A 19,612-nucleotide genomic window follows, 5' to 3' on the forward strand; every position below is an offset into this window, starting at 1 on the left:
GTGGCGCTGCTGGTGGGGCTGTTCGAGCCCTTTATGCTGGTCTTTATGGGGGCGGTGGTGCTGGTGATCGTACTGGCCATTCTGCTGCCGATTCTGTCTCTCAATCAGTTGGTGGGGTAAGCAGTGAACAAGCGTCAATCCGGTTTTACGCTGATCGAAATTATGGTGGTGGTGGTGATCCTCGGCATTCTCGCCGCGATGGTGGTGCCGCAGGTAATGAGCCGCCCCGATCAGGCCAAGGTCACCGTGGCCAAGGGTGATATCAAGGCCGTGGCGGCCGCGCTGGATATGTACAAGCTGGATAACCATGCCTACCCGAGCACCCAGCAGGGTCTGGAAGCGCTGGTGAAGAAACCTTCCGGCAATCCGCAGCCGAAGAACTGGAACCGCGACGGTTACCTCAAGCGTCTGCCGGTCGATCCGTGGGGCAACGTCTACCAATACCTGGCACCGGGCACCAAGGGCGCTTTCGACCTGTATTCCCTGGGCGCCGACGGCAAGGAAGGCGGTAGCGATCAGGATGCCGATATCGGTAACTGGGACCTCTGATTCTCATGCGCCAGCAACCGAGCCAGGCCGGGGGCTTTACCCTGATCGAACTGCTGGTGGTGCTGGTGATTCTTGGCAGCCTGATCGGTATTGCGGTGCTCAGCGTGGGCATCGCCGGTCCTGGGCGCGAGTTGCATAACGAAGCCGAACGGCTGGCCGGATTGATTGGCGTGCTGGCTGAGGAAGCGGTGCTGGATAACCAGGAGTACGGCCTGCTGCTCAGTCGTGAGGCCTACCAAGTGCTGCGCTACGACTCAGCGAAGCAGAGTTGGCAGGCCTTGTCGGCCAAACCCCATAAGCTGCCGGGCTGGGCCGAGTTGAGCGTCGAGCTGGAAGGCGCTGCTCTGGAGTTGCCGCTGCCAGAGGGTGAGGAATCGAGCAAGGGCGCACTGACGCCGCAGTTGTTGCTGCTGTCGAGCGGGGAAATCAGCCCGTTTCGTTTGCGCTTGGCCGAGCGCCGCGCCGATGGGCTGCGCCTGCAGTTGGTCAGCGATGGTTTTCAGTTGCCTAAGGTCGAGAACGAGCAGCCAGCAGGGCGTAAGCGATGAGGCGCACGGGCGGTTTTACCCTGCTTGAGGTGCTGGTCGCCCTGGCAATCTTCGCACTGGTTGCCGCCAGCGTGCTGACCGCGACCGCGCGCAGCCTGCAAACCGCCTCGCGTTTGGAAGACAAGACCCTGGCCATGTGGATCGCCGACAACCGCCTGGCTGAATTGCAATTGTCGAAGACCCCGGTCGCCGATGGCCGCGACCAGGGCGAGGTGGATTTCGCCGGGCGGCGCTGGCAGTGGCAAAGCGAGGTGCTGGCCACCAGCGAGGCAGATATGCGCCGCGTCACCCTGTGGGTCGCGCCCGCAGAGCAGGGGCGTTCGGGCGGCGATGTACGTGAGCGCGCGGTGGTCAGCCTGAATGGTTTTCTCGGGGTGCTGCAATGAGGGCGGCGCGTGGCTTTACCCTACTCGAGTTGCTGATCGCCATCGCCATCTTTGCGCTGCTGGGGCTGGGCACCTACCGCATGCTCGACAGCGTGCTGCAAACCGACAAGGTCACCCGCGCCCATGAAATGCAGCTGCGCGAGCTGGTGCGCGCCATGGCCGCATTCGAGCGCGATGTGTTGCAGGTACAGGCCAGGCCCACGCGCGATCCCTTTGGTGATCCACGCGCCGCTTTGCTCGGCGAAGACCTCGATAATCCGGCGCTGGAGCTGACCCGCAACGGCTGGCGCAATCCCCTGGGGCAGTCACGCTCCGGCTTGCAGCGGGTGCGCTGGCAACTCAGTGGCGAGCAGTGGCAGCGCCACTACTGGACGGTGCTGGATCAGGCGCAGGACAGCCAGCCGCAGGTGCAGCAGGCGCTGGATGGGGTGACCCGACTGCAGTTGCGTTATCTGGATCAGGAAGGCACCTGGCAGACCAGTTGGCCGCCGCTGGGCAACAACCCGGACGATGCGCTCAAGTTGTTGCCGCAGGCCGTTGAACTGGTGCTGGAGCATCGCCGTTATGGTGAGCTGCGCCGTGTGCTGCGTCTGCCCGAAGGCTTGCCGGAGCGTCTGCAGCAGGCGCCCGAGCCGAGCCCTGACGACCCCGCCGAGCCCGGTGGCGATATTCCTGAGGAGCCGCGCTCATGAGTCGGCAGCGCGGCATGGCGCTGATCACCGTCTTGCTTGTAGTGGCGGTGGTGACTGTGGTCAGCGCCGGGATTATCGCCCGCCAGCAGCTGTCGATCCGTAGCAGCGCCAATCAGCTGCATGTGCGCCAGGCCTGGCATTACGCCCTGGGCGGCGAGACCCTGGCCAAGGCTATTCTGCAGCGCGATCTGCGTGAGGGTGACCCGCGTGCTCCGGTGGATCATCCGGGCGAGGCCTGGGCCAAAGCCCGTGCGCCCTTTGCCCTGGATGAGGGTGGCGCCTTGCGTGTGCAGATCACCGATCTGACCGCGCGTTTCAACCTCAACAGCCTGCTGCGTCAGGGCCAGCCCAACGAGGCCGCCGTGGCGCAGTTGCGCCGTCTGCTGCTGGGGCTGCAGATCGAAGCGCCCTACGCCGAACGCCTGCTCGATTGGCTGGATGCCGACGATCAACCCAGCGGGGGCTACGGCGCGGAAGACAATCAATACCTGCTGGCGCAGCCGCCTTATCGCGCGGGTAACCGAGAGTTGAAGGATGTCTCCGAGCTGCGCCTGTTGCTGGAAATGACCGAGGCGGACTACCAGCGCCTGTCGCCCTATGTCAGCGCCTTGCCGGCGGATGCCACGCTTAACGTCAATACCGCCAGCGCGCGGGTGCTGGCCAGCGTGGCTGAAGGATTGCCGCTGAGCACCGCCCAGGGCCTGGTCGCCGCGCGGGGCAGTGAGGGCTATCGTGATTTACCGAGCTTTACCGCGCAGCTCAGCGGCTTGCAGGTGCAGAGCCAGGGCCTGGCGGTAGGCAGTCAGTATTTTCAGGTGCTCAGCGAAGTCACTGTTGGTGAGCGTCGTCAGGTTTTACGCAGCACTTTGCAGCGCGCCAGCGATGGTCAGCTGTATGTTCTAGCCCGTGATTTGGGGCAGGGCGGTATGCCGCCGGTGCCCGTTGAGGAAGTCGAACCATGAGTCAGACCTATGTATTTCTGCCACCCGCCGCCTGTACCGGCGCGCAGGCGGATATCTCCGTGCAGTGGGTGGCCGACGGGGTAAGCGAAACCCTGGAGTTCGGTGAGGTGCAGGCGCAGCTTGGCGGCAGTTGGACCCTGGTCCTGCCCGTTGAGGCGGTAACGTCATGCGCGGTCAACCTGCCGACGCGCAAGGCGCGCTGGTTGCGTCAGGCGCTGCCGTTTGCGGTGGAAGAGCTGCTCGCTGAAGAAGTCGAGCTGATGCACCTGGCGCTGGGCGAGCAATTGGCCGATGGCCGTCACCGGGTGTTTGCCGTGCGTCGCAGCTGGCTGGCAGGCTGGCTGGCGTTGTGTTCCACAGCGCCGCAGGCGATTGCCGTGGATGCCGATCTGTTGCCAGGGCCCGGCACTGCGCTCTTGCCGCTGCATGGTCGCTGGTTGCTGGGCGGTGAGAATGTCACGCGGATGGCGCTGCAAGCGCAGGACTGGCCGCAGCTGAGCCCCCTGTGCGTGCAGCCGCAGGTTGCCTGGTGTGACCCGCAGCACCAGGCGCCGCAACCGGTGGATGAAAGCATGGCGGTGGCCGAGCCCTTTGTTTGGCTGGCTCAGCAGCCGCTGCGCAATAACTTGGCCCAGGGCGAGTTCGCCGTGCAAAGCAGTAACGGCCAGTGGCAACGCTGGCGGCCCTTGCTGGGGCTGGTCGGCATGTGGCTGGTGCTGCAGTGGGGTTTCAATCTGGCGCAGGGCTGGCACCTGCAGCGTCAGGCCGATCAATACGCCGCCGCCAGCGCCGCGTTGTACAAGGAGCTGTTCCCCCAGGACAGCAAGCTGGTCAACCTGCGTGCGCAGTTTGATCAGCATCTGCAGGCTGGCGCGGGTAGCGGGCAAACCCGCTTGCTCGGCTTGCTCGCCCAGGTCAGCGGCGCGCTGGCTGCCGAAGGCGGCCAGGTGCAGATCAGTCAGGTGGATTTCAGTGAGGTGCGCGGCGATCTGGCCATGCAGGTGCAGGCCGCCGGCTTTGCCGAGCTGGAGCGTTTGCGTGAACGCTTGCAGGAAAGTGGCTTGGCGGTGCAGCTGGGCTCGGCCAGCCGGGAAGGTGCAGGCGTCAGCGCGCGCGTGGTGATCGGAGGATGAGTATGGTCTCGCAAGACAAAGGTTTTACCGCGCAGCTGGATAATTCGCTGTTGCTGCAGCGCTGGCGTGCTCTGGCGCCGCGTGAGCAGTTTTCGCTCGGCAGCCTAGGAGCCTTTCTGCTGCTGGTGCTGCTTTATCTGACGCTCTGGCAACCCGCGCAGGAGCGCCTGGCCGCAGCGCGCAGCGCATTTGAAACGCAGCGCGAGTTGAATGCTTACCTGCATAGCCAGGCGCCGGCGGCGCGCAATGTGGCCAGCACCCCGCAGCAGGCGATTGATCCGGCGCGACTGCAAGGCATGGTCACGGCCACGGCTGCGACCCAGGGGCTGACTATCGAGCGTTTGGACAACGCCGGCGACGGCGCCGTGCAGCTCAACCTGCAACCGGCACCTTTTGCCCAGTTGCTGCGTTGGTTCACGGTGCTGCAGGAGCAGGGCGTGCAAATCGCCGAAGCCGGGCTGGACCGTGCCGAAGACAATAAGGTTGCTGCTCGGCTCAGTCTGCGGGTAGCGCAATAATGGTGCGGCGTGCCCTGTGATGGCACCTTGCAAGGGCAGCGTTTTTTGCACTTTTTTAGAAAAACTTGAAGCAGGGTGTTGACTTAGGTGCGGCCCTTGCGTAAATTTCGCGCCTCGCAAGCAGCGGGTGATTAGCTCAGCTGGGAGAGCATCTGCCTTACAAGCAGAGGGTCGGCGGTTCGATCCCGTCATCACCCACCACTCTTGTGAAACCGGACGAAAGTCCACCGACGCGCAGCGGTAGTTCAGTCGGTTAGAATACCGGCCTGTCACGCCGGGGGTCGCGGGTTCGAGTCCCGTCCGCTGCGCCATATTAGAAAGCCCGCTGATAGCGATATCAGCGGGTTTTTTATTTTCTGTTTTCCAGGTCTCAGTCCGAAGGCACGCCGCGCGACAACCTGTCATCTTGCGTTCATCTGTCTGCTCTAGCTTGATTGGCATGCTCTTTGTTTATGCAATGAGCGGTTGCTGACTTATCGAGTAGGAGGAACAGGCAATGGACGATTATCAAGAAGAGCTGCTGGAAGCGCGCGCCACCGAGCAGGATGTGCCGGAGCGCGACGAAGACGCCACCGAGCTCTGATTTGTTTTAGCGCTGCTAGAGCGCCCGGCGCTGTTCGCGGCGATATTCGCCTGGGGTTTGCTGGTTCCAGCGTTTGAATGCGCGCTGGAAGGCTTCGGCTGAGGCAAAGCCGAGCAGGTAGGCGATTTCGCCGAATGCCAGTTCGGTGTCGCGGATATAGGCCGTGGCTAGGTCGCGGCGGGTGTCGTTGAGGATGCTGCGAAACTGTGTGCCTTCCTCGGCCAGCTTGCGCCGCAGGGTCCAGGTGGGCAGCTGCAAGCGCGCCGCCACTTCGGCGAGGTCCGGCTCGCGGCCGTGCAGTAGTGGGCCGAGCAGCTGAGTAATGCGCTCGCGCAGGTTGCGGGTGCGGGTCAGCTGCGTCAGTTCCCGTTCACAAATTTCCAGCAGGTGCCGCCAGGTGCTTGGGCAGTGCTCCTGGTTGCGCATATTCAGGCTCTGCTGACTCAGGCGCAGCTGGTTATGCTCACTGGCAAATTCCACCGGACAGTTAAACAGTTCGCCGTACTGCGCCGCATAGACGGGTGCGGGAAATTCTATCTGCACTTTCTCCACGGGCAGGGCCTGTTGCGCCAGCTTGCTCAGTTGTTGCGCCCAGCTGGCCAGTACCGAGTCGACCACGAAGCGGTTATAGGCGTTGTACGGGCTGATCGAATAGAAGCGCAGCCAGGCGCCCCGGTTGTCTTCGTGCAGGCTGGATTGGCCGCGGTAGTTGCTGGCATACAGCGGTTCAAAGCGAATCAGCGCGCGCGCCGCCTCCCGCACTGTCGGTGCCTGCATAGCCGTCACGCCGGCCAGGCCAAGTTGGCTCAGGCGGCTGGTTTGCCCCATCAGCAGGCCTAGGCCGGGTTCACCGCATTGCTGGATGGCGCTATGTCCCAGGCGCATATAGCGTGGAATCGACAGTCGCGCGCGCGGTTCGGCCAGGCGCGCGGCATCCAGGCCGTAACTGGCGAGCAGTGGTTGCGGGTCCTGGGCGCAATGGCGCATGGCGTCGGCCAGGCTGTCGACAAAACCCACCGATAGATCACCGAGTTTCACCCGTGTGCTTTTCAGCATTGCAGCGTTATTCCGTCTGCGCCCATTCAGTGCTGGGCATTTAGATAAGGCGCCAGGGTAGGCAGGTGCTTGGGCTTTGCCAAGAGCTGCTGCTCTTTTTGATCATTAGGTTGTTACTTTAGGTCATTGAGCTGTTCGGCGCGGCTGATTATCGTCTAGACCATATTCGACCGCGACCCGCTAAGAGGTTGCGGCATCCGTGAAAGCCAACACCCGATGTGGAGATGTCCATGACTGCTCAGTACCCCCACCTGCTGGCCCCGCTTGATCTGGGTTTCACCACCCTGAAGAACCGCACCCTGATGGGTTCGATGCACACCGGGTTGGAAGAGAAGCCCAATGGTTTTGAGCGCATGGCGGCCTATTTTGCTGAGCGTGCCCGTGGTGGCGTTGGCCTGATGGTTACTGGTGGTATCGGTCCGAACGATGAGGGCGGCGTGTATTCCGGCGCTGCCAAGCTGACCACTGCGGAAGAAGCGGAAAAGCACAAGATCGTCACCCGTGCGGTGCACGCAGCGGACGGTAAGATTTGCATGCAGATCCTCCACGCTGGCCGTTATGCCTACAGTCCGAAGTCGGTAGCGCCAAGCGCGATCCAGGCGCCGATCAACCCGTTCAAGCCGAAAGAGCTGGACGAGGAGGGCATCGAGAAGCAGATCCAGGACTTCATCAACTGCTCCGTGCTGGCCCAGCAGGCCGAGTACGACGGTGTGGAGATCATGGGTTCGGAAGGCTATTTCATTAACCAGTTCCTCGCAGCCCACACCAACCATCGTACCGACCGTTGGGGTGGTAGCTACGAGAACCGTATGCGCCTGCCGGTGGAAATCGTCCGCCGTGTGCGTGAGGCCGTTGGCCCGAACTTTATTATCATCTACCGCCTGTCGATGCTCGACCTGGTGGAAGGCGGCAGTACTTGGGACGAGATCGTCCTGCTGGCCAAGGCCATCGAGAAGGCCGGCGCTACCATCATCAACACCGGTATCGGCTGGCACGAAGCACGTATCCCGACCATCGCCACTAAGGTGCCGCGCGCCGCGTTCACCAAGGTCACTGCCAAGCTCAAGGGCGAGGTCAGCATTCCGCTGATCACCACTAACCGCATCAATACCCCGGAAGTGGCCGAGCAAGTGCTGGCCGAAGGCGACGCCGATATGGTGTCCATGGCCCGTCCATTCCTCGCTGATCCGGATTTCGTCAACAAGGCCGCAGAAGGCCGCAGCGATGAAATCAACACCTGCATCGGCTGTAACCAGGCCTGCCTGGATCACACCTTTGGTGGCAAGCTGACCAGCTGCCTGGTCAACCCGCGCGCCTGCCACGAGACTGAGCTGAACTACATTCCGACCACCGCTGTGAAGAAGATCGCCGTGGTCGGTGCTGGCCCTGCTGGCCTGTCAGCTGCCACCGTGGCCGCCGAGCGTGGCCATAGCGTGACCCTGTTCGATTCGGCCAGCGAAATTGGCGGCCAGTTCAACGTGGCCAAGCGCGTGCCGGGCAAGGAAGAGTTCTTTGAAACCCTGCGCTACTTCAAGCGCAAGCTGGAAACCACAGGTGTCGACCTGCGCCTGAATACCCGCGTATCGGCCGATGACCTGGCCAAGGGCGGTTATGACGAAATCATCCTCGCCACAGGTATCGCCCCGCGCACGCCGGCCATTCCGGGCATTGAGCACGCCAAGGTGATCAGTTACCTGGACGCCATCCTGCAGCGCAAGCCGGTTGGCCAGAAGGTTGCGGTGATCGGTGCCGGCGGCATTGGCTTCGACGTATCCGAGTTCATCACTCACCAGGGTGAGGCCACCAGCCTCAACCGTGAGGAGTTCTGGAAAGAGTGGGGCATCGACACCGCCCTGGAGGCCCGTGGTGGTGTAGCGGGTATTCAGGCCCATCCGCACCCGGCGGCGCGTGAAGTGTTCCTGCTGCAGCGCAAGAAATCCAAAGTCGGCGACGGCTTGGGCAAGACCACTGGCTGGATTCACCGTACCGGCCTGAAGAACAAGAATGTGCAGATGCTCAACTCGGTCGAGTACCTCAAGGTCGACGACGCCGGCCTGCATATCAGCATCGCCGGTGGTGAACCGCAGGTATTGCCAGTGGACACGGTGATTATCTGTGCTGGGCAAGACCCGCTGCGCGAGCTGCAGGAGGGTCTGGAAAATGCCGGGCAGAATGTGCACCTGATTGGTGGCGCCGATGTGGCCAGCGAGCTGGACGCCAAGCGCGCGATCAACCAGGGCTCGCGCCTCGCCGCCGAACTCTAACGCAGCCGACGCCCCGCCTAGTGCGGGGCGTTTTGTATGTGGCTCACAACAATAAGGAGAAGCCCGTGTCCGATAATCCTCAATTACAACCGGCTGCCGCCGCCACGCTTGCGCAGTGGCATGGTTTGATGCAGAACAACGACCTGCGCAGCCTGCCGGAGTTGCTGCACCCGCAGGCGGTGTTCCGTTCACCCATGGCGCACAAGCCCTATGCCGGTGCGCCCATGGTGTCGCTGATCCTCAATACCGTGAGCAAGGTGTTTGTCGACTTTGCCTATCACCGCGAGCTGGCCAGCGCCGATGGGCTTAACGTGGTGCTGGAATTCAGTGCCAAAGTGGGTGAGCGCGAGCTCAAGGGCATCGACATGATTCGCTTCGATGAAGCCGGCAAGATTGTCGATTTTGAAGTAATGGTTCGCCCCATGAGTGGCCTGCAGGCCTTGGGCGAGGAAATGGGTCGGCGCCTGGCGCCATTTCTGGCTGCCGCCAAAGCCTGAGTCGTTGCACCAAACCCATCACAGTTTCACCCTGTTAGCCGGTTTTTAGCGCCTGGCTGGCAGGGTGACTGCCAACCCAGTCACATTGCTGGGCTTGGTTTTTCCCCTAGACTTGCCTGAACAAGGGTATAGCGCCTGCGACGTGGGGCTTGCTTAACCCGTCAGAATGTTGGCAGTCTTGCCATGTGCGCCATTTTTTGCACAGCATAGGCAAGATGAGTCACCGCTGAGCGGAGCACCCGTTTCGGCCTAGAGGAAAAGCGATGAGCATGCAGAACAAGCCGCAGATGATTGAGGCCGTACTGTTCTTCAGTGAGCGCGGCGGCATCTGCAAGCAAATGTTTTTCCCCGAATTCGAAGCCTTGCTCGACGGCGTGGTAAATATGCCGGAGTTTGCCGATCAGCAGATGCGTGTAGCGTACGTGCTGATCAACCCGCGTTTGCTGATCAAGGCGCTGGTGTTTTTCTACCTGGATTTCGACGAAAAGGGCGCGCCTGACTCCGGTTGGAATATCCCTTTGCAAGCCTTGGCCGAGCGTGCCGGGCGTGGCCCTGACCTAGGCGCCGGGCCAATTCGTCTGGCTTGCCGCAGCCAGTGCCCGGTGTCCTGGCATCAGATGCACCTCTGGGACCCTAGCCTGACCCCTGGCAATAACGATCTGGCGCTGCTGCGTGATGTGGTCAAGCGCAACAGCCTCGGTTTGCTGGCCGAAGACGAAAATCCCCAGGCGGTTGCCCCCGAGCGGTTGCAAATGGCCTCGGAGGATAAGTGGTACGCAGCGGACCCAGCCCAGGAAGAGGCCGCCAAGGCCACCGAAAAGCTTGATCAGGAACAGCGCCTGAAAGCAGCGCAGCTTATCAAGCAGCAGCGTTTGCGCATCAGCAGCCTGACCCAGCAACACGAAGAAGAGCTGGCCAAGTTCAAGTTGCTCAGCGATGAGCAGAGCAAGAACCTGCAGGCGCAAATCCACGGGTTGCACCAGGCCTTGCGTCAGCAGGAAGAACACAACGCTGCGCTGAAGACTCAGCTGGCTGCTCAGGCGGCGAGTTTCCAGACCGCACGTGAAGAGATGACCGAGCAACTGCGTGCGCTGGAGCGTGATGGCCGCAGTGAGGGCGACAGCCTGCGCGCGCAATTTGAAAGCGAGATGCAGGCCAAGATCGCCTCAGCGGTTGCCGAATACAAAGAGCAGATTGCCATTCGCGATGTCGAGCTGGCTTATCGCGGCGAGCAGGACACCCAGGCGCTACAGGAGATCAATCGCCTCAAGCGCGCCTATGCCGACCTGGCCAGCCAGGGTGGTGACCAGATTCTTGAGCGCCTGGCCAAGCTTGGTGTGGTCTTTGTGGTTTATCACCCAGGTGCTGGCCACCTGACCATTCCGCTGCAGGATATCGCCTCGTACCAGGACAACCCGCTGGCCTATGCAGCGGCCAAATGTTTTGTCAGCGAAGAGCAATACCGCCATTGGCTGGCGCATTATCAGCAACCGAGTTGCGAAGCCTCGCTGCCCAGTGGCGAGCGCTGCGCCATCCCTATCGACCGTATTGATACCCCCAGCCGTTTTGCCCTGGGTGAGTCCAATTGCTGTGCACGGCACAAGGCCAGTAGCCGTTTGCGTACTGTCAGTTAACCTTGCCAGTTGTCCTACCTGACTGGGCGCCCCGCGCCCCTTTGCAGCATTTTGTGCTGCATTGGTCAGTCGCCGCCGGGGTTGAGCTGGCGGTGCTACGCCTGGATCTGCTTGATCCACTGATCAGCGGCAATAAATGGTTCAAGCTCTCCCATCATCTACGCGCCGCAGAAGCCGGTGGTGCCACTGGCGTGATCAGCCTGGGCGGCGCGCACTCCAATCATCTGCACGCCCTGGCCGCTGCCGGTAAACGCTTCCATTTCCAAACCGTCGGGCTTTTGCGCGGCCACCCGCAGCAGACGCCGACTGTGGCTGATCTGCAGGCTTTCGGTATGCAGCTGCACTGGCTGGGTTATGCGGGTTATCGCGCGCGGCATGCGGCCGACTTCTGGTTACCTTGGCAGGCGCACTATCCGGGCTTTTATCCGCTGCCGGAGGGTGGCGGTGGTCTGCCGGGTGCGCTGGGCTGCATGAACTTGGTGCAGCAAGTTCGTGAGCAGCTGCCAAGCCTCGGTTGGGCTGATTACGACGCCTGGTGGCTGGCGGCAGGCACGGGCACCACCCTGGCCGGTTTGCTGTTAGGCGAAGCCGCCGCGCATCCGCTGCATGCGGCGTTGGCCGTACCGGCCGATCATGGCGTCGAGCAACAGGTGCAGGCGATTGTCCAGGCTGCAGATATGCCTGTTGGACGTTATCAGTTGCATGAGGCCAGCCGAGGCGGATTTGCCAAGGTGGATGCTGAGTTGCTCGACTTTATGCGAACTGCGGAAGCGCAAAGTGGCGTGCCGCTGGAGCCGCTGTATACCGCCAAGGCATTAATGGCGTTGCGCCAGCAGGTCGAGGCCGGTTACTTTGCTCGCGGCAGCCGTCTGGTGTTTGTCCACACAGGGGGCTTGCAGGGTCGCGCTGCGGCCATGTTGCAGGCGGCGAAAGCATGCTCGGCCGATTAACCCGGCTACACTGAATTTCACCAGCGGAGCCTGGATATTCCATGAGCGAACCCCTTAACCCCGAACAGTTACGCAGCCTGACGCCACTTAACGTGTTGTCCGAGCAGCAGTGGCGCGAGTTGCGTACGCAATTGGTACCGCAGCCGTTGCTGGCGGGGCAGCTGTTGTTTCGCCCGGGGGATCAGGCGCGCTTGACCTACTACCTGCTGGCGGGCGAGTTGCTGCTGCAATCGGTCGACGGTCAGGAGCAACGCTTGCAAGCCGGCAGCGAGGCCAGTTGTCACCCGCTGTCACCGAGCCTGCCGCGCTTGCATGAAGCGCGGGCGCTGACCGATGCCAGCGTGCTGGCGCTGGACACCGCGACCCTTAATCGTCTGCTGACTTGGCGCCTGGCCTACCAGGATTTGCTGCTCGAGCTGGGGCAGAACCATGCCGAAGTCGAGTGGCTGGAGCGCCTGCTGGAAAATCCGCTGTTTGCCAAGGTGCCGCCGTCCAACGTGCGCGCCATGCTGGAGCGTTTGCAGCGTATCGAACTGGCCGCTGGCAGTACCGTGTTGCAGGAAGGCGATGTCGGTGACAGCTGCTACTTTCTGAAAAATGGCCGGGCCGAAGTGATTCGCGGAGCGGACAGTGCGCAGCAGGTGTTGGCCGAGCTGGAAATTGGCGCCTGTTTTGGTGAGGAGGCCTTGCTGGCTGACAGCCCGCGCAACGCCACGGTGACCATGCTGGAAGACGGCGTAGTGCTGCGTTTGGATCGCCAGGACTTCTTCGCCCTGCTGAAAGCCCCGGTGGTCGATGAAGTGTCGCTTGGCGAAGCATCGCGTTTGCTCGCTGCGGGCGCGCAGTGGCTGGATGTGCGCCTGCAGGAAGAATACGAGCGGGCCCATGCGTTGCAATCACTGAATATGCCGCTGCAACTGCTGCGTCTGAAAGCGCGCCTGCTGGATAAGACGCGCACCTACCTGTGTTATTGCGACAGCGGCAAGCGCAGCAGCAGTGCGGTGTTTCTGCTCTCGCAGCTTGGCTACCGCGCTTATGCCCTGCGTGATGGGGTGGATGCCTTGCCGGCGATCCAGCGTGATGCGCTGCTCTGTGAAAGTGGCTCGGGCTATCTGGCGCGCTCGGGCGGGCGCACCGAGCGCAGTCTCTGAACTAGTCGGCCGTTTGCGCCGGCCAATGATCATTCACCAGAAACACTCGCTCGGCTTCCAGCCATTCATTCTGTGGGCCTGCAATCAGGCGTACGAGCAACTGCGCGTTAGCGTCGCTCGGCAGCGCCGTGAGCCATTGATTGAACTGCTCGCGCGACCACAGATGTTCTTCCTCGATACGTGCGGACGCCAGCCAGGCGTGCCGGGCTAGCGGCTGCCAGTGACCTGGGTTGTGCGCGGCAAAAGGTGTCCAGTCAGCGCGATGCAGCCAGCGCCCACGCAGGTGTGTTGGGTTGCCATCCGCTGGCGCGGCGTAGGAAGGTTGCTGCCAGGGATAGAACAGATAACCGCCCAGCCACAACGCCGCCTGAGGCCGCTGAATATCCAGCTCGGTTAAGCGCTGTTGGGCTTCGGCGCGGGCCGACAGCGGCAGCTGGTGCTGGCCCAGATGCGTCAGCTTGATATCCAGGCGGTCGTGGCTGCCGGGGCCTAACCAGTGCGCCAGCTCTGCGCCGCTGCACGGCGGCTGGCCGAGGTACAACTTGATCGCCAGCTCCAGGTGGTGCACACCCTCGTCATCGCGCAGCAGCATATCCAGCTCACCCAGGGTATGGCCCTGCTGGCGGATGGGCAGGTTGGCGGCCAGCACTTCGATACCGGGTGCGGCATGCAGGGCGAACTGCCAGAGCCGTTCGTAGTACAGCCCCAGGCGGCGCACCGAACTCTGGCTCAGCCAGTGGAGAAGGGTATGGCTGTCGGCATCCAGGCTCAGCAACCAGTCCGCCAGGGCGTCGGGTTGCTGGCTCCAGCGGCTGGCCTTGAGCGGGTGACGCTGTGGCCAGGGCGTCTGCGCCAGCAGTGGCGGCGAGAGCAGCGCCCAGGCCAGGTCGCGTACAGCAGGCTGGCGCAGCTGCGAGGGCAGATCGCTGAGTGAAGGGAAGGGCGTCATGTTGCGAGCATAGCGCTTTGCGGCTGTTTACGACCTGCTGTGCGTCGGCCTTGCTGACTTAAAAGCAACCTCGCGAACACTTCAGCAAGTGCTTAACCGCTGTCATAGCCGGTCAGCGGTTTGCTGCTGCCATGGGCTTTCGCCCATAATCCGACCCATTAGATCCAGAGCCTGGCGGGAGCACCATGGAGCAGTTTCGTAATATCGGCATCATCGGTCGGCTGGGCAGCACCCAGGTACTCGACACCATTCGCCGGCTGAAGAAATTTCTGCTCGCTCGTCACCTGCATGTGATCCTCGAAGACACCATTGCCGAAGTGCTACCGGGCCATGGCTTGCAGACCTCGTCACGCAAAATTCTCGGCGAAGTCTGCGATCTGGTGATCGTCGTCGGTGGTGACGGCAGCATGCTCGGCGCAGCCCGCGCTCTGGCGCGACACAAGGTGCCGGTGCTGGGCGTCAACCGTGGCAGCCTGGGCTTTCTCACCGATATTCGCCCTGATGAGCTGGAAGTGAAGGTGGCGCAGGTGCTCGAAGGACATTATCTGACCGAGAACCGCTTTCTGCTGGAGGCCGAGGTACGGCGTAATGGCGAGGCCATCGGTCAGGGCGATGCGCTCAACGATGTGGTGCTGCATCCGGGTAAATCCACGCGGATGATCGAGTTCGAGCTGTTTATCGATGGCCAGTTCGTCTGCAGCCAGAAGGCTGATGGCCTGATTGTCGCCACACCGACCGGCTCCACGGCCTATGCGCTGTCCGCCGGCGGGCCGATCATGCACCCCAAGCTGGATGCCATCGTGATCGTGCCGATGTACCCGCATACGCTGTCCAGTCGACCGATTGTGGTGGATGGCAACAGCGAGCTGAAAATTGTCGTGTCCAAGGATCTGCAGCTGTACCCGCAGGTGTCCTGCGACGGGCAGAATCACTTCACCTGCGCCCCTGGCGACACCGTCACCGTGGCCAAGCGGCCGCAGAAGCTGCGCCTGATTCACCCGCTGGACCACAACTATTACGAAGTCTGTCGCAACAAGCTGGGCTGGGGTAGCCGGCTCGGCGGGGGGGCTTGATGCGCCTCGATCCAGCTCGCGGTTACGACCTGATCGGCGATATCCATGGCTGCGCGAAAACCCTGGAGCATCTGCTGAGCACCCTGGGCTATCGCCAGCAGGGCGGTGTGTGGCGTCATCCGCAGCGTATGGCGATTTTCCTTGGCGACCTTGTCGACCGGGGCCCGCGTATCCGTGAGGCGCTGCACCTGGTGCGCGATATGGTCGTGGCCGGTCAGGCGCTGTGCATCATGGGCAATCATGAGTTCAATGCCCTGGCCTGGAGCACGCCGGCTGCGCCCGGTAGCGGTCGGCAGTTTGTCCGTGAGCACACGCCACGGCATGCGCGCCTGATCAAGGAAACCCTGCAGCAGTTCGACGCCTATCCGGCGGAGTGGCAGGCATTTCTCGACTGGTTCTACGAGTTGCCGCTGTTTATCGATGCCGGGCATTTCCGCGTGGTCCATGCCTGTTGGGACGACAGCCTGATCGAGCCGCTGCGTGCGCAGTTTGCCGATGGCTGCATCGATGAGCATTTTCTCCAGGCAGCGGCCGTGCATGGCAGCTTTGCCAATACCGCGCTGGATCGCCTGCTGCGCGGCACTGATATGCGTCTGCCACACGGCATGACCCTGACCAGCGATGACGGCTTTACCCGCGCGCATTTCCGAACCAAATTCTGGGAGGAAGATCCGCAAACCTACGGCGATATCGTCTTCCAGCCCGATGCCTTGCCGGAACTGGCGGCGCAGATGCCGCTCAGCGAGATGCAGAAAACCGAATTGCTCAAATACCCGGCCGATCAGCCCTTGCTGTTTGTCGGCCACTACTGGCGCAGCGGCAAGCCTGCACCGATTCGCAGCAACCTGGCCTGCCTGGATTACAGCGCCGTGCTCAACGGCAAACTGGTGGCTTATCGCCTCGACCAGGAAATGCGCCTGGATGCCAGCAAGTTCGTCTGGGTCGATGTCGAAAGCCCGGAGGCGCGGCCATGAGTGCAGTAGCGGCAATGCGCCTGCCTGAGCAGGTCGACTTGAGCGGCTTTATCAGCTTGCTGCAGCGCTTGCAGGTACCGCACCGCGTCGCTGAAGAGGCGGGCGAGCAGGTGCTCTGGGTGCCTGGCGAGCAACTGGCCGAGCAAGTGCGTGAACTCTATGGGCGCTACCCAGAGGGCGATGCTGAGGTGTTGCTTGAGCCGTCACCGGCTTCTGCAGAGGCCGCGCCGAGTTTTGTTCAGCAGCTGAAAGCCAGTCGCATGACGGCTGTTGTTCTATTGCTGACCTTTATTGCAGCCGCTATCACCTTGCTCGGCGATAACCTGGCGACGGTCAGCTGGCTAAGCTTTGTCGACTACCGCGTGCAGGGCGATTACATCTACTTCAGCTACCTGAACGACACACTGGCCAGCGGTCAGTGGTGGCGGCTGTTGACGCCGATGCTGATTCACTTCGGCATCCTCCATCTGGCGATGAATACCCTGTGGTATTGGGAGCTGGGCAGGCGGATCGAAGCGCGTCAGGGCGCCGTGATGCTGTTGGGGCTGACCCTGCTGTTTAGTCTTGCGGCCAATTTCGCCCAGTACCTGCATGCCGGCCCATCGCTGTTCGGTGGCCTGTCCGGGGTGCTGTATGGCTTGCTTGGGCATTGCTGGATTTTCCAGCGCCTGGCGCCGACGCCCGCCTATCGGCTGCCACCGGGCGTATTGGTGATGATGCTGGCCTGGCTGCTGATCTGCATGACTGGCATTTTCGAGCTGCTGCAATTCGGCGCAATTGCCAACGCGGCGCATGTCGGCGGCCTGCTCGCCGGTTGTCTGACCGGGCTGGTCGGTGGTGCGCTGGCGCGTCGGCGACACAGTTAGTTGTTCTTCAGGCTGGTAAACTGCCACTTTGCATTTGGAGGCGCCATGTCGTCCTTTCTCGAAGCGATTGAAAACATCACCCCTGAGATCTACCAGAGCCTCAAGCTGGCTGTGGAAATCGGCAAATGGCCCGATGGCCGCAAGCTGAGCCAGGAGCAGAAGGAGCTGACCCTGCAGGCGCTGATCGCCTGGGAAATCCATAACCTGCCGGAAGACGAGCGCATCGGTTATATGGGCCCACAGGAGTGCAGCAGCAAATCCGAGCCTGTGCCCAATCTGTTGTTCAAGTCCTCGGATACCCTGCACTGATGAGCGAGTTGGCCCGTGGTGCCCTGAGCAAAATGACGGCGCAGCTGGATGCGCCGGTGCAGTACAGCTTTCGCCTGGGCGATGAGTTGCTGCCGGTTAATCCGCTGATCGGCAAAAGCCTGCGTCTGGAGTTCCTCGGCGCGATCCACTGCACCCATTGCGGACGCAAAACCAAGAGCAGCTTTAGCCAGGGTTACTGCTACCCCTGCATGCAGAAGCTGGCGCAGTGCGATATCTGCATCATGAGTCCGGAGCGCTGCCACTATGAGGCCGGCACCTGCCGCGAGCCGAGTTGGGGCGAGCAGTTCTGCATGACTGATCATGTGGTCTACCTGGCCAACTCCAGTGGCGTGAAAGTCGGCATCACCCGCGCCACGCAGATTCCCACCCGCTGGATCGACCAGGGCGCGACCCAGGCGCTGCCGATTCTGCGCGTCGCCACCCGTCAGCAGTCCGGCTTTGTCGAAGACTTGCTGCGCAGCCAGGTGGCGGACAAAACCAACTGGCGCGCGCTGCTCAAGGGCGACGCTGCGCCGGTGGATCTGCTTGCCGTACGCGAGCAGCTGTTTGCCACGTGCAGCAGCGGGCTGACCGAATTGCAGCAGCGCTTTGGCATCCAGGCCATTCAGCCGCTCAGCGATCAGCCGGTGGTGCAGATCAGCTATCCGATTGAGGCCTATCCGGCCAAGATCACCAGCTTCAATCTGGACAAGAATCCGCTGGCCGAAGGTACGTTGCTGGGCATCAAGGGCCAGTACCTGATGTTCGACACCGGCGTGATCAATATCCGCAAGTACACCGCTTACCAGCTGGCCGTTCACGAACTGGCCGCCTAAGTTACTTATTCGCGAACCCGGCGCCCGCGCGCCGCAGACAAAGGGCCACAAGCCATGCGCACCGAACAGCCGAAGATGATCTACCTCAAGGACTACCAGGCCCCGGATTATCTGATCGATGAAACGCACCTGACCTTCGAGTTGTTCGACGACCACACCCTGGTGCACGCGCAACTGGTAATGCGCCGCAACCCGGCTGCCGGCAGCGGTCTGTCGGACGCCCGCATGCCACCGCTGGTGCTGGACGGTCAGCAGCTGGAACTGCTCAGCGTGGCGCTTGACGACCGCGAACTGAGTGCCGGCGATTACCAGCTGAGCGACAGCCATCTGACCCTGCAGCCAACGGCGGCCAGCTTTGTTATCGACAGCAGCGTGCGGATTCATCCGGAGAGCAACACCGCACTGGAGGGCTTGTACAAATCCAGCGGCATGTTCTGCACCCAGTGCGAGGCCGAGGGTTTCCGCAAGATCACCTACTACCTCGACCGCCCGGACGTGATGAGCAAGTTCACCACCACCCTGAGCGCCGAGCAGCACAGCTACCCGGTGCTGCTGTCCAACGGCAATCCGATTGCCAGCGGCAGTGAGGAAGGCGGTCGTCACTGGGCGACCTGGGAAGACCCCTTTATGAAGCCGGCTTACCTGTTCGCCCTGGTCGCCGGAGACCTCTGGTGCGTGGAAGACAGCTTCACCACCATGAGTTCGCGCGAAGTGGCACTGCGCATTTATGTCGAGCCGGAAAACATCGACAAATGCCAGCACGCCATGGACAGCCTGAAGAAGTCGATGACGTGGGACGAAGAGGTGTACGGCCGTGAGTACGACCTGGACATCTTTATGATTGTTGCAGTCAACGACTTCAATATGGGCGCCATGGAAAACAAGGGCCTGAATATCTTCAACTCCAGCTGTGTGCTGGCCCGCGCCGAGACCGCTACCGATGCCGCCCACCAGCGGGTCGAAGCAGTGGTTGCCCACGAGTACTTCCACAATTGGTCGGGCAACCGGGTGACCTGCCGCGACTGGTTCCAGCTGTCGCTGAAAGAAGGCTTCACCGTGTTTCGCGATTCCCAGTTCTCGGCGGATATGAACTCGGCCACGGTCAAGCGCATCGAGGATGTGGCCTACCTGCGCACCCATCAGTTCGCCGAAGATGCCGGCCCGATGGCTCATCCGGTGCGCCCCGAGTCCTTTATGGAGATTTCCAACTTCTACACCCTGACCGTCTATGAGAAGGGTTCGGAAGTGGTGCGCATGATCCGCACCCTGGTCGGCGACGCGGGTTTCCGTCAGGGCAGTGACCTGTACTTCGAGCGTCACGATGGGCAGGCGGTTACCTGCGACGATTTCATCAAGGCCATGGAAGACGCCAACGGCGTCGACCTGAGCCAGTTCAAGCGTTGGTACAGCCAGGGCGGCACACCGCGTCTGGTCGTCAGCGAGGCTTACGATGCCGCCGCCAAGACCTACAGCCTGACCTTCCGTCAGAGCTGCCCGGCCACGCCAGGGCAGCGCGACAAGCAGCCCTTCGTGATTCCCGTGGAGCTGGGCCTGCTCGGCGCGCAGGGCCAGGCCCTGCCGCTGCGGCTGGTCGGTGAAGCCGCTGCAGGCGCGACGTCGCGGGTGATTTCGATCACCGAAACCGAGCAGCTGGTGACCTTTGTCGATGTCGCCGAACAGCC

General features: G+C 62.1%; 21 protein-coding genes and 2 tRNA genes. 21 read left to right on the forward strand and 2 right to left on the reverse strand.

The genetic code is table 11. The features are described 5' to 3' along the window. The 10 genes from Q8O69_RS20085 to Q8O69_RS20130 all read left to right on the forward strand — a co-directional run. A partial coding sequence (locus Q8O69_RS20085; RefSeq protein ID WP_305594030.1) for a hypothetical protein occupies positions 1-120 on the forward strand: 120 nt, incomplete at its 5' end. 3 nt (positions 121-123) lie between these two features. Further along, entirely contained in the window at positions 124-549 is a 426-nt protein-coding gene (gspG, locus tag Q8O69_RS20090) for a type II secretion system major pseudopilin GspG (protein WP_305593998.1), read from the forward strand. Between the two features lie 5 nt (positions 550-554). Further along, a complete protein-coding gene (gspH, locus tag Q8O69_RS20095) occupies positions 555-1,097 on the forward strand; it encodes a type II secretion system minor pseudopilin GspH (RefSeq protein ID WP_305594000.1) in 543 nt (180 codons plus the stop codon). Continuing rightward, on the forward strand, positions 1,094-1,483 hold the full coding sequence (gspI, locus tag Q8O69_RS20100; RefSeq protein WP_305594002.1) for a type II secretion system minor pseudopilin GspI: 390 nt from the start codon (positions 1,094-1,096) through the stop codon (positions 1,481-1,483). The genes gspH and gspI overlap by 4 nt, the downstream gene beginning before the upstream one ends. Beyond that, entirely contained in the window at positions 1,480-2,175 is a 696-nt protein-coding gene (gene gspJ / locus Q8O69_RS20105; protein ID WP_305594004.1) for a type II secretion system minor pseudopilin GspJ, read from the forward strand. The genes gspI and gspJ overlap by 4 nt, the downstream gene beginning before the upstream one ends. Next, the gene (gene gspK / locus Q8O69_RS20110) at positions 2,172-3,137 is read left to right on the forward strand and encodes a type II secretion system minor pseudopilin GspK (RefSeq protein ID WP_305594006.1); all 966 of its coding nucleotides are present in this window, start codon (positions 2,172-2,174) and stop codon (positions 3,135-3,137) included. Before gspJ ends, gspK begins: the two co-directional genes overlap by 4 nt. Continuing rightward, complete coding sequence (gene gspL / locus Q8O69_RS20115; protein ID WP_305594008.1) at positions 3,134-4,270, forward strand: type II secretion system protein GspL; 1,137 nt, start codon at positions 3,134-3,136, stop codon at positions 4,268-4,270. Before gspK ends, gspL begins: the two co-directional genes overlap by 4 nt. Continuing rightward, positions 4,267-4,788 (forward strand): type II secretion system protein M, encoded by a 522-nt coding sequence (locus Q8O69_RS20120; RefSeq protein ID WP_305594010.1) that lies wholly within the window; start codon positions 4,267-4,269, stop codon positions 4,786-4,788. The genes gspL and Q8O69_RS20120 overlap by 4 nt, the downstream gene beginning before the upstream one ends. 125 nt (positions 4,789-4,913) lie before the next feature. Beyond that, positions 4,914-4,989 (forward strand) — tRNA-Val (locus Q8O69_RS20125). 33 nt (positions 4,990-5,022) lie between these two features. Then, positions 5,023-5,099 (forward strand) — tRNA-Asp (locus tag Q8O69_RS20130). 287 nt (positions 5,100-5,386) lie between these two features. On the opposite strand, the gene Q8O69_RS20135 is transcribed toward Q8O69_RS20130, so the two are convergent. Continuing rightward, a complete protein-coding gene (locus Q8O69_RS20135; protein WP_371136203.1) occupies positions 5,387-6,427 on the reverse strand; it encodes an AraC family transcriptional regulator in 1,041 nt (346 codons plus the stop codon). Between the two features lie 230 nt (positions 6,428-6,657). Between Q8O69_RS20135 and Q8O69_RS20140 the strand changes: the two genes are divergently transcribed. The 5 genes from Q8O69_RS20140 (at position 6,658) to Q8O69_RS20160 (ending at position 12,923) form a co-directional block, all read left to right on the forward strand. Continuing rightward, positions 6,658-8,691 carry an NADPH-dependent 2,4-dienoyl-CoA reductase gene (locus Q8O69_RS20140; RefSeq protein ID WP_305594012.1) on the forward strand — a complete coding sequence of 678 codons (2,034 nt, stop codon included), beginning with the start codon at positions 6,658-6,660 and terminating at the stop codon, positions 8,689-8,691. Between the two features lie 128 nt (positions 8,692-8,819). Further along, a complete protein-coding gene (locus tag Q8O69_RS20145; protein ID WP_275963224.1) occupies positions 8,820-9,188 on the forward strand; it encodes a nuclear transport factor 2 family protein in 369 nt (122 codons plus the stop codon). 263 nt (positions 9,189-9,451) lie between these two features. Continuing rightward, entirely contained in the window at positions 9,452-10,822 is a 1,371-nt protein-coding gene (locus tag Q8O69_RS20150; RefSeq protein ID WP_305594014.1) for a chromosome partitioning protein ParA, read from the forward strand. A gap of 2 nt (positions 10,823-10,824) precedes the next feature. After that, the gene (locus tag Q8O69_RS20155; protein WP_371136204.1) at positions 10,825-11,772 is read left to right on the forward strand and encodes a 1-aminocyclopropane-1-carboxylate deaminase/D-cysteine desulfhydrase; all 948 of its coding nucleotides are present in this window, start codon (positions 10,825-10,827) and stop codon (positions 11,770-11,772) included. Positions 11,773-11,813: 41 nt separating this feature from the next. Further along, positions 11,814-12,923: a cyclic nucleotide-binding domain-containing protein gene (locus Q8O69_RS20160; protein WP_305594018.1), complete on the forward strand. Its 1,110-nt coding sequence runs from the start codon at positions 11,814-11,816 to the stop codon at positions 12,921-12,923. A 1-nt stretch (position 12,924) separates the two neighbouring features. Here the strand turns inward: Q8O69_RS20160 and Q8O69_RS20165 are convergent, their stop codons facing one another. Continuing rightward, a complete protein-coding gene (locus tag Q8O69_RS20165) occupies positions 12,925-13,872 on the reverse strand; it encodes a DUF1853 family protein (RefSeq protein ID WP_305594020.1) in 948 nt (315 codons plus the stop codon). 185 nt (positions 13,873-14,057) lie between these two features. On the opposite strand from Q8O69_RS20165, the gene Q8O69_RS20170 reads away from it, so the two are divergent. From Q8O69_RS20170 to pepN, 6 genes are all read left to right on the forward strand, one after another. Then, positions 14,058-14,945, forward strand: a complete 888-nt coding sequence (locus Q8O69_RS20170) for an NAD(+) kinase (RefSeq protein ID WP_090252309.1) — start codon at positions 14,058-14,060, stop codon at positions 14,943-14,945. After that, positions 14,945-15,919, forward strand: coding sequence for a metallophosphoesterase (locus tag Q8O69_RS20175; RefSeq protein WP_305594022.1), 975 nt, complete (start codon positions 14,945-14,947; stop codon positions 15,917-15,919). The genes Q8O69_RS20170 and Q8O69_RS20175 overlap by 1 nt, the downstream gene beginning before the upstream one ends. Beyond that, positions 15,916-16,785 carry a rhomboid family intramembrane serine protease gene (locus Q8O69_RS20180; protein ID WP_305594024.1) on the forward strand — a complete coding sequence of 290 codons (870 nt, stop codon included), beginning with the start codon at positions 15,916-15,918 and terminating at the stop codon, positions 16,783-16,785. The genes Q8O69_RS20175 and Q8O69_RS20180 overlap by 4 nt, the downstream gene beginning before the upstream one ends. Before the next feature lie 45 nt (positions 16,786-16,830). Continuing rightward, a complete protein-coding gene (locus Q8O69_RS20185) occupies positions 16,831-17,094 on the forward strand; it encodes a YeaC family protein (RefSeq protein ID WP_304864178.1) in 264 nt (87 codons plus the stop codon). Next, complete coding sequence (locus Q8O69_RS20190; protein ID WP_305594026.1) at positions 17,094-17,930, forward strand: DUF2797 domain-containing protein; 837 nt, start codon at positions 17,094-17,096, stop codon at positions 17,928-17,930. Before Q8O69_RS20185 ends, Q8O69_RS20190 begins: the two co-directional genes overlap by 1 nt. Before the next feature lie 54 nt (positions 17,931-17,984). Continuing rightward, positions 17,985-19,612, forward strand: a 1,628-nt coding sequence (gene pepN / locus Q8O69_RS20195; RefSeq protein WP_305594028.1) for an aminopeptidase N, incomplete at its 3' end; no start/stop codon positions are given.

Source organism: Pseudomonas sp., assembly GCF_030690725.1.
Lineage (GTDB): Bacteria > Pseudomonadota > Gammaproteobacteria > Pseudomonadales > Pseudomonadaceae > Aquipseudomonas.

Bases quoted from the DNA above. Each gene is read 5' to 3' on its own strand.
- Q8O69_RS20150 (WP_305594014.1), top strand. From the start codon at position 9,452: ATGAGCATGCAGAACAAGCCGCAGATGATTGAGGCCGTACTGTTCTTC.
- Q8O69_RS20135 (WP_371136203.1), bottom strand. From the start codon at position 6,427: ATGCTGAAAAGCACACGGGTGAAACTCGGTGATCTATCGGTGGGTTTT.
- Q8O69_RS20160 (WP_305594018.1), top strand. From the start codon at position 11,814: ATGAGCGAACCCCTTAACCCCGAACAGTTACGCAGCCTGACGCCACTT.
- gspL (WP_305594008.1), top strand. From the start codon at position 3,134: ATGAGTCAGACCTATGTATTTCTGCCACCCGCCGCCTGTACCGGCGCG.
- Q8O69_RS20180 (WP_305594024.1), top strand. From the start codon at position 15,916: ATGAGTGCAGTAGCGGCAATGCGCCTGCCTGAGCAGGTCGACTTGAGC.
- gspK (WP_305594006.1), top strand. From the start codon at position 2,172: ATGAGTCGGCAGCGCGGCATGGCGCTGATCACCGTCTTGCTTGTAGTG.
- Q8O69_RS20175 (WP_305594022.1), top strand. From the start codon at position 14,945: ATGCGCCTCGATCCAGCTCGCGGTTACGACCTGATCGGCGATATCCAT.
- Q8O69_RS20165 (WP_305594020.1), bottom strand. From the start codon at position 13,872: ATGACGCCCTTCCCTTCACTCAGCGATCTGCCCTCGCAGCTGCGCCAG.
- Q8O69_RS20140 (WP_305594012.1), top strand. From the start codon at position 6,658: ATGACTGCTCAGTACCCCCACCTGCTGGCCCCGCTTGATCTGGGTTTC.
- gspH (WP_305594000.1), top strand. From the start codon at position 555: ATGCGCCAGCAACCGAGCCAGGCCGGGGGCTTTACCCTGATCGAACTG.
- Q8O69_RS20145 (WP_275963224.1), top strand. From the start codon at position 8,820: ATGCAGAACAACGACCTGCGCAGCCTGCCGGAGTTGCTGCACCCGCAG.
- Q8O69_RS20170 (WP_090252309.1), top strand. From the start codon at position 14,058: ATGGAGCAGTTTCGTAATATCGGCATCATCGGTCGGCTGGGCAGCACC.
- Q8O69_RS20190 (WP_305594026.1), top strand. From the start codon at position 17,094: ATGAGCGAGTTGGCCCGTGGTGCCCTGAGCAAAATGACGGCGCAGCTG.
- gspJ (WP_305594004.1), top strand. From the start codon at position 1,480: ATGAGGGCGGCGCGTGGCTTTACCCTACTCGAGTTGCTGATCGCCATC.
- gspI (WP_305594002.1), top strand. From the start codon at position 1,094: ATGAGGCGCACGGGCGGTTTTACCCTGCTTGAGGTGCTGGTCGCCCTG.
- Q8O69_RS20120 (WP_305594010.1), top strand. From the start codon at position 4,267: ATGAGTATGGTCTCGCAAGACAAAGGTTTTACCGCGCAGCTGGATAAT.
- Q8O69_RS20185 (WP_304864178.1), top strand. From the start codon at position 16,831: ATGTCGTCCTTTCTCGAAGCGATTGAAAACATCACCCCTGAGATCTAC.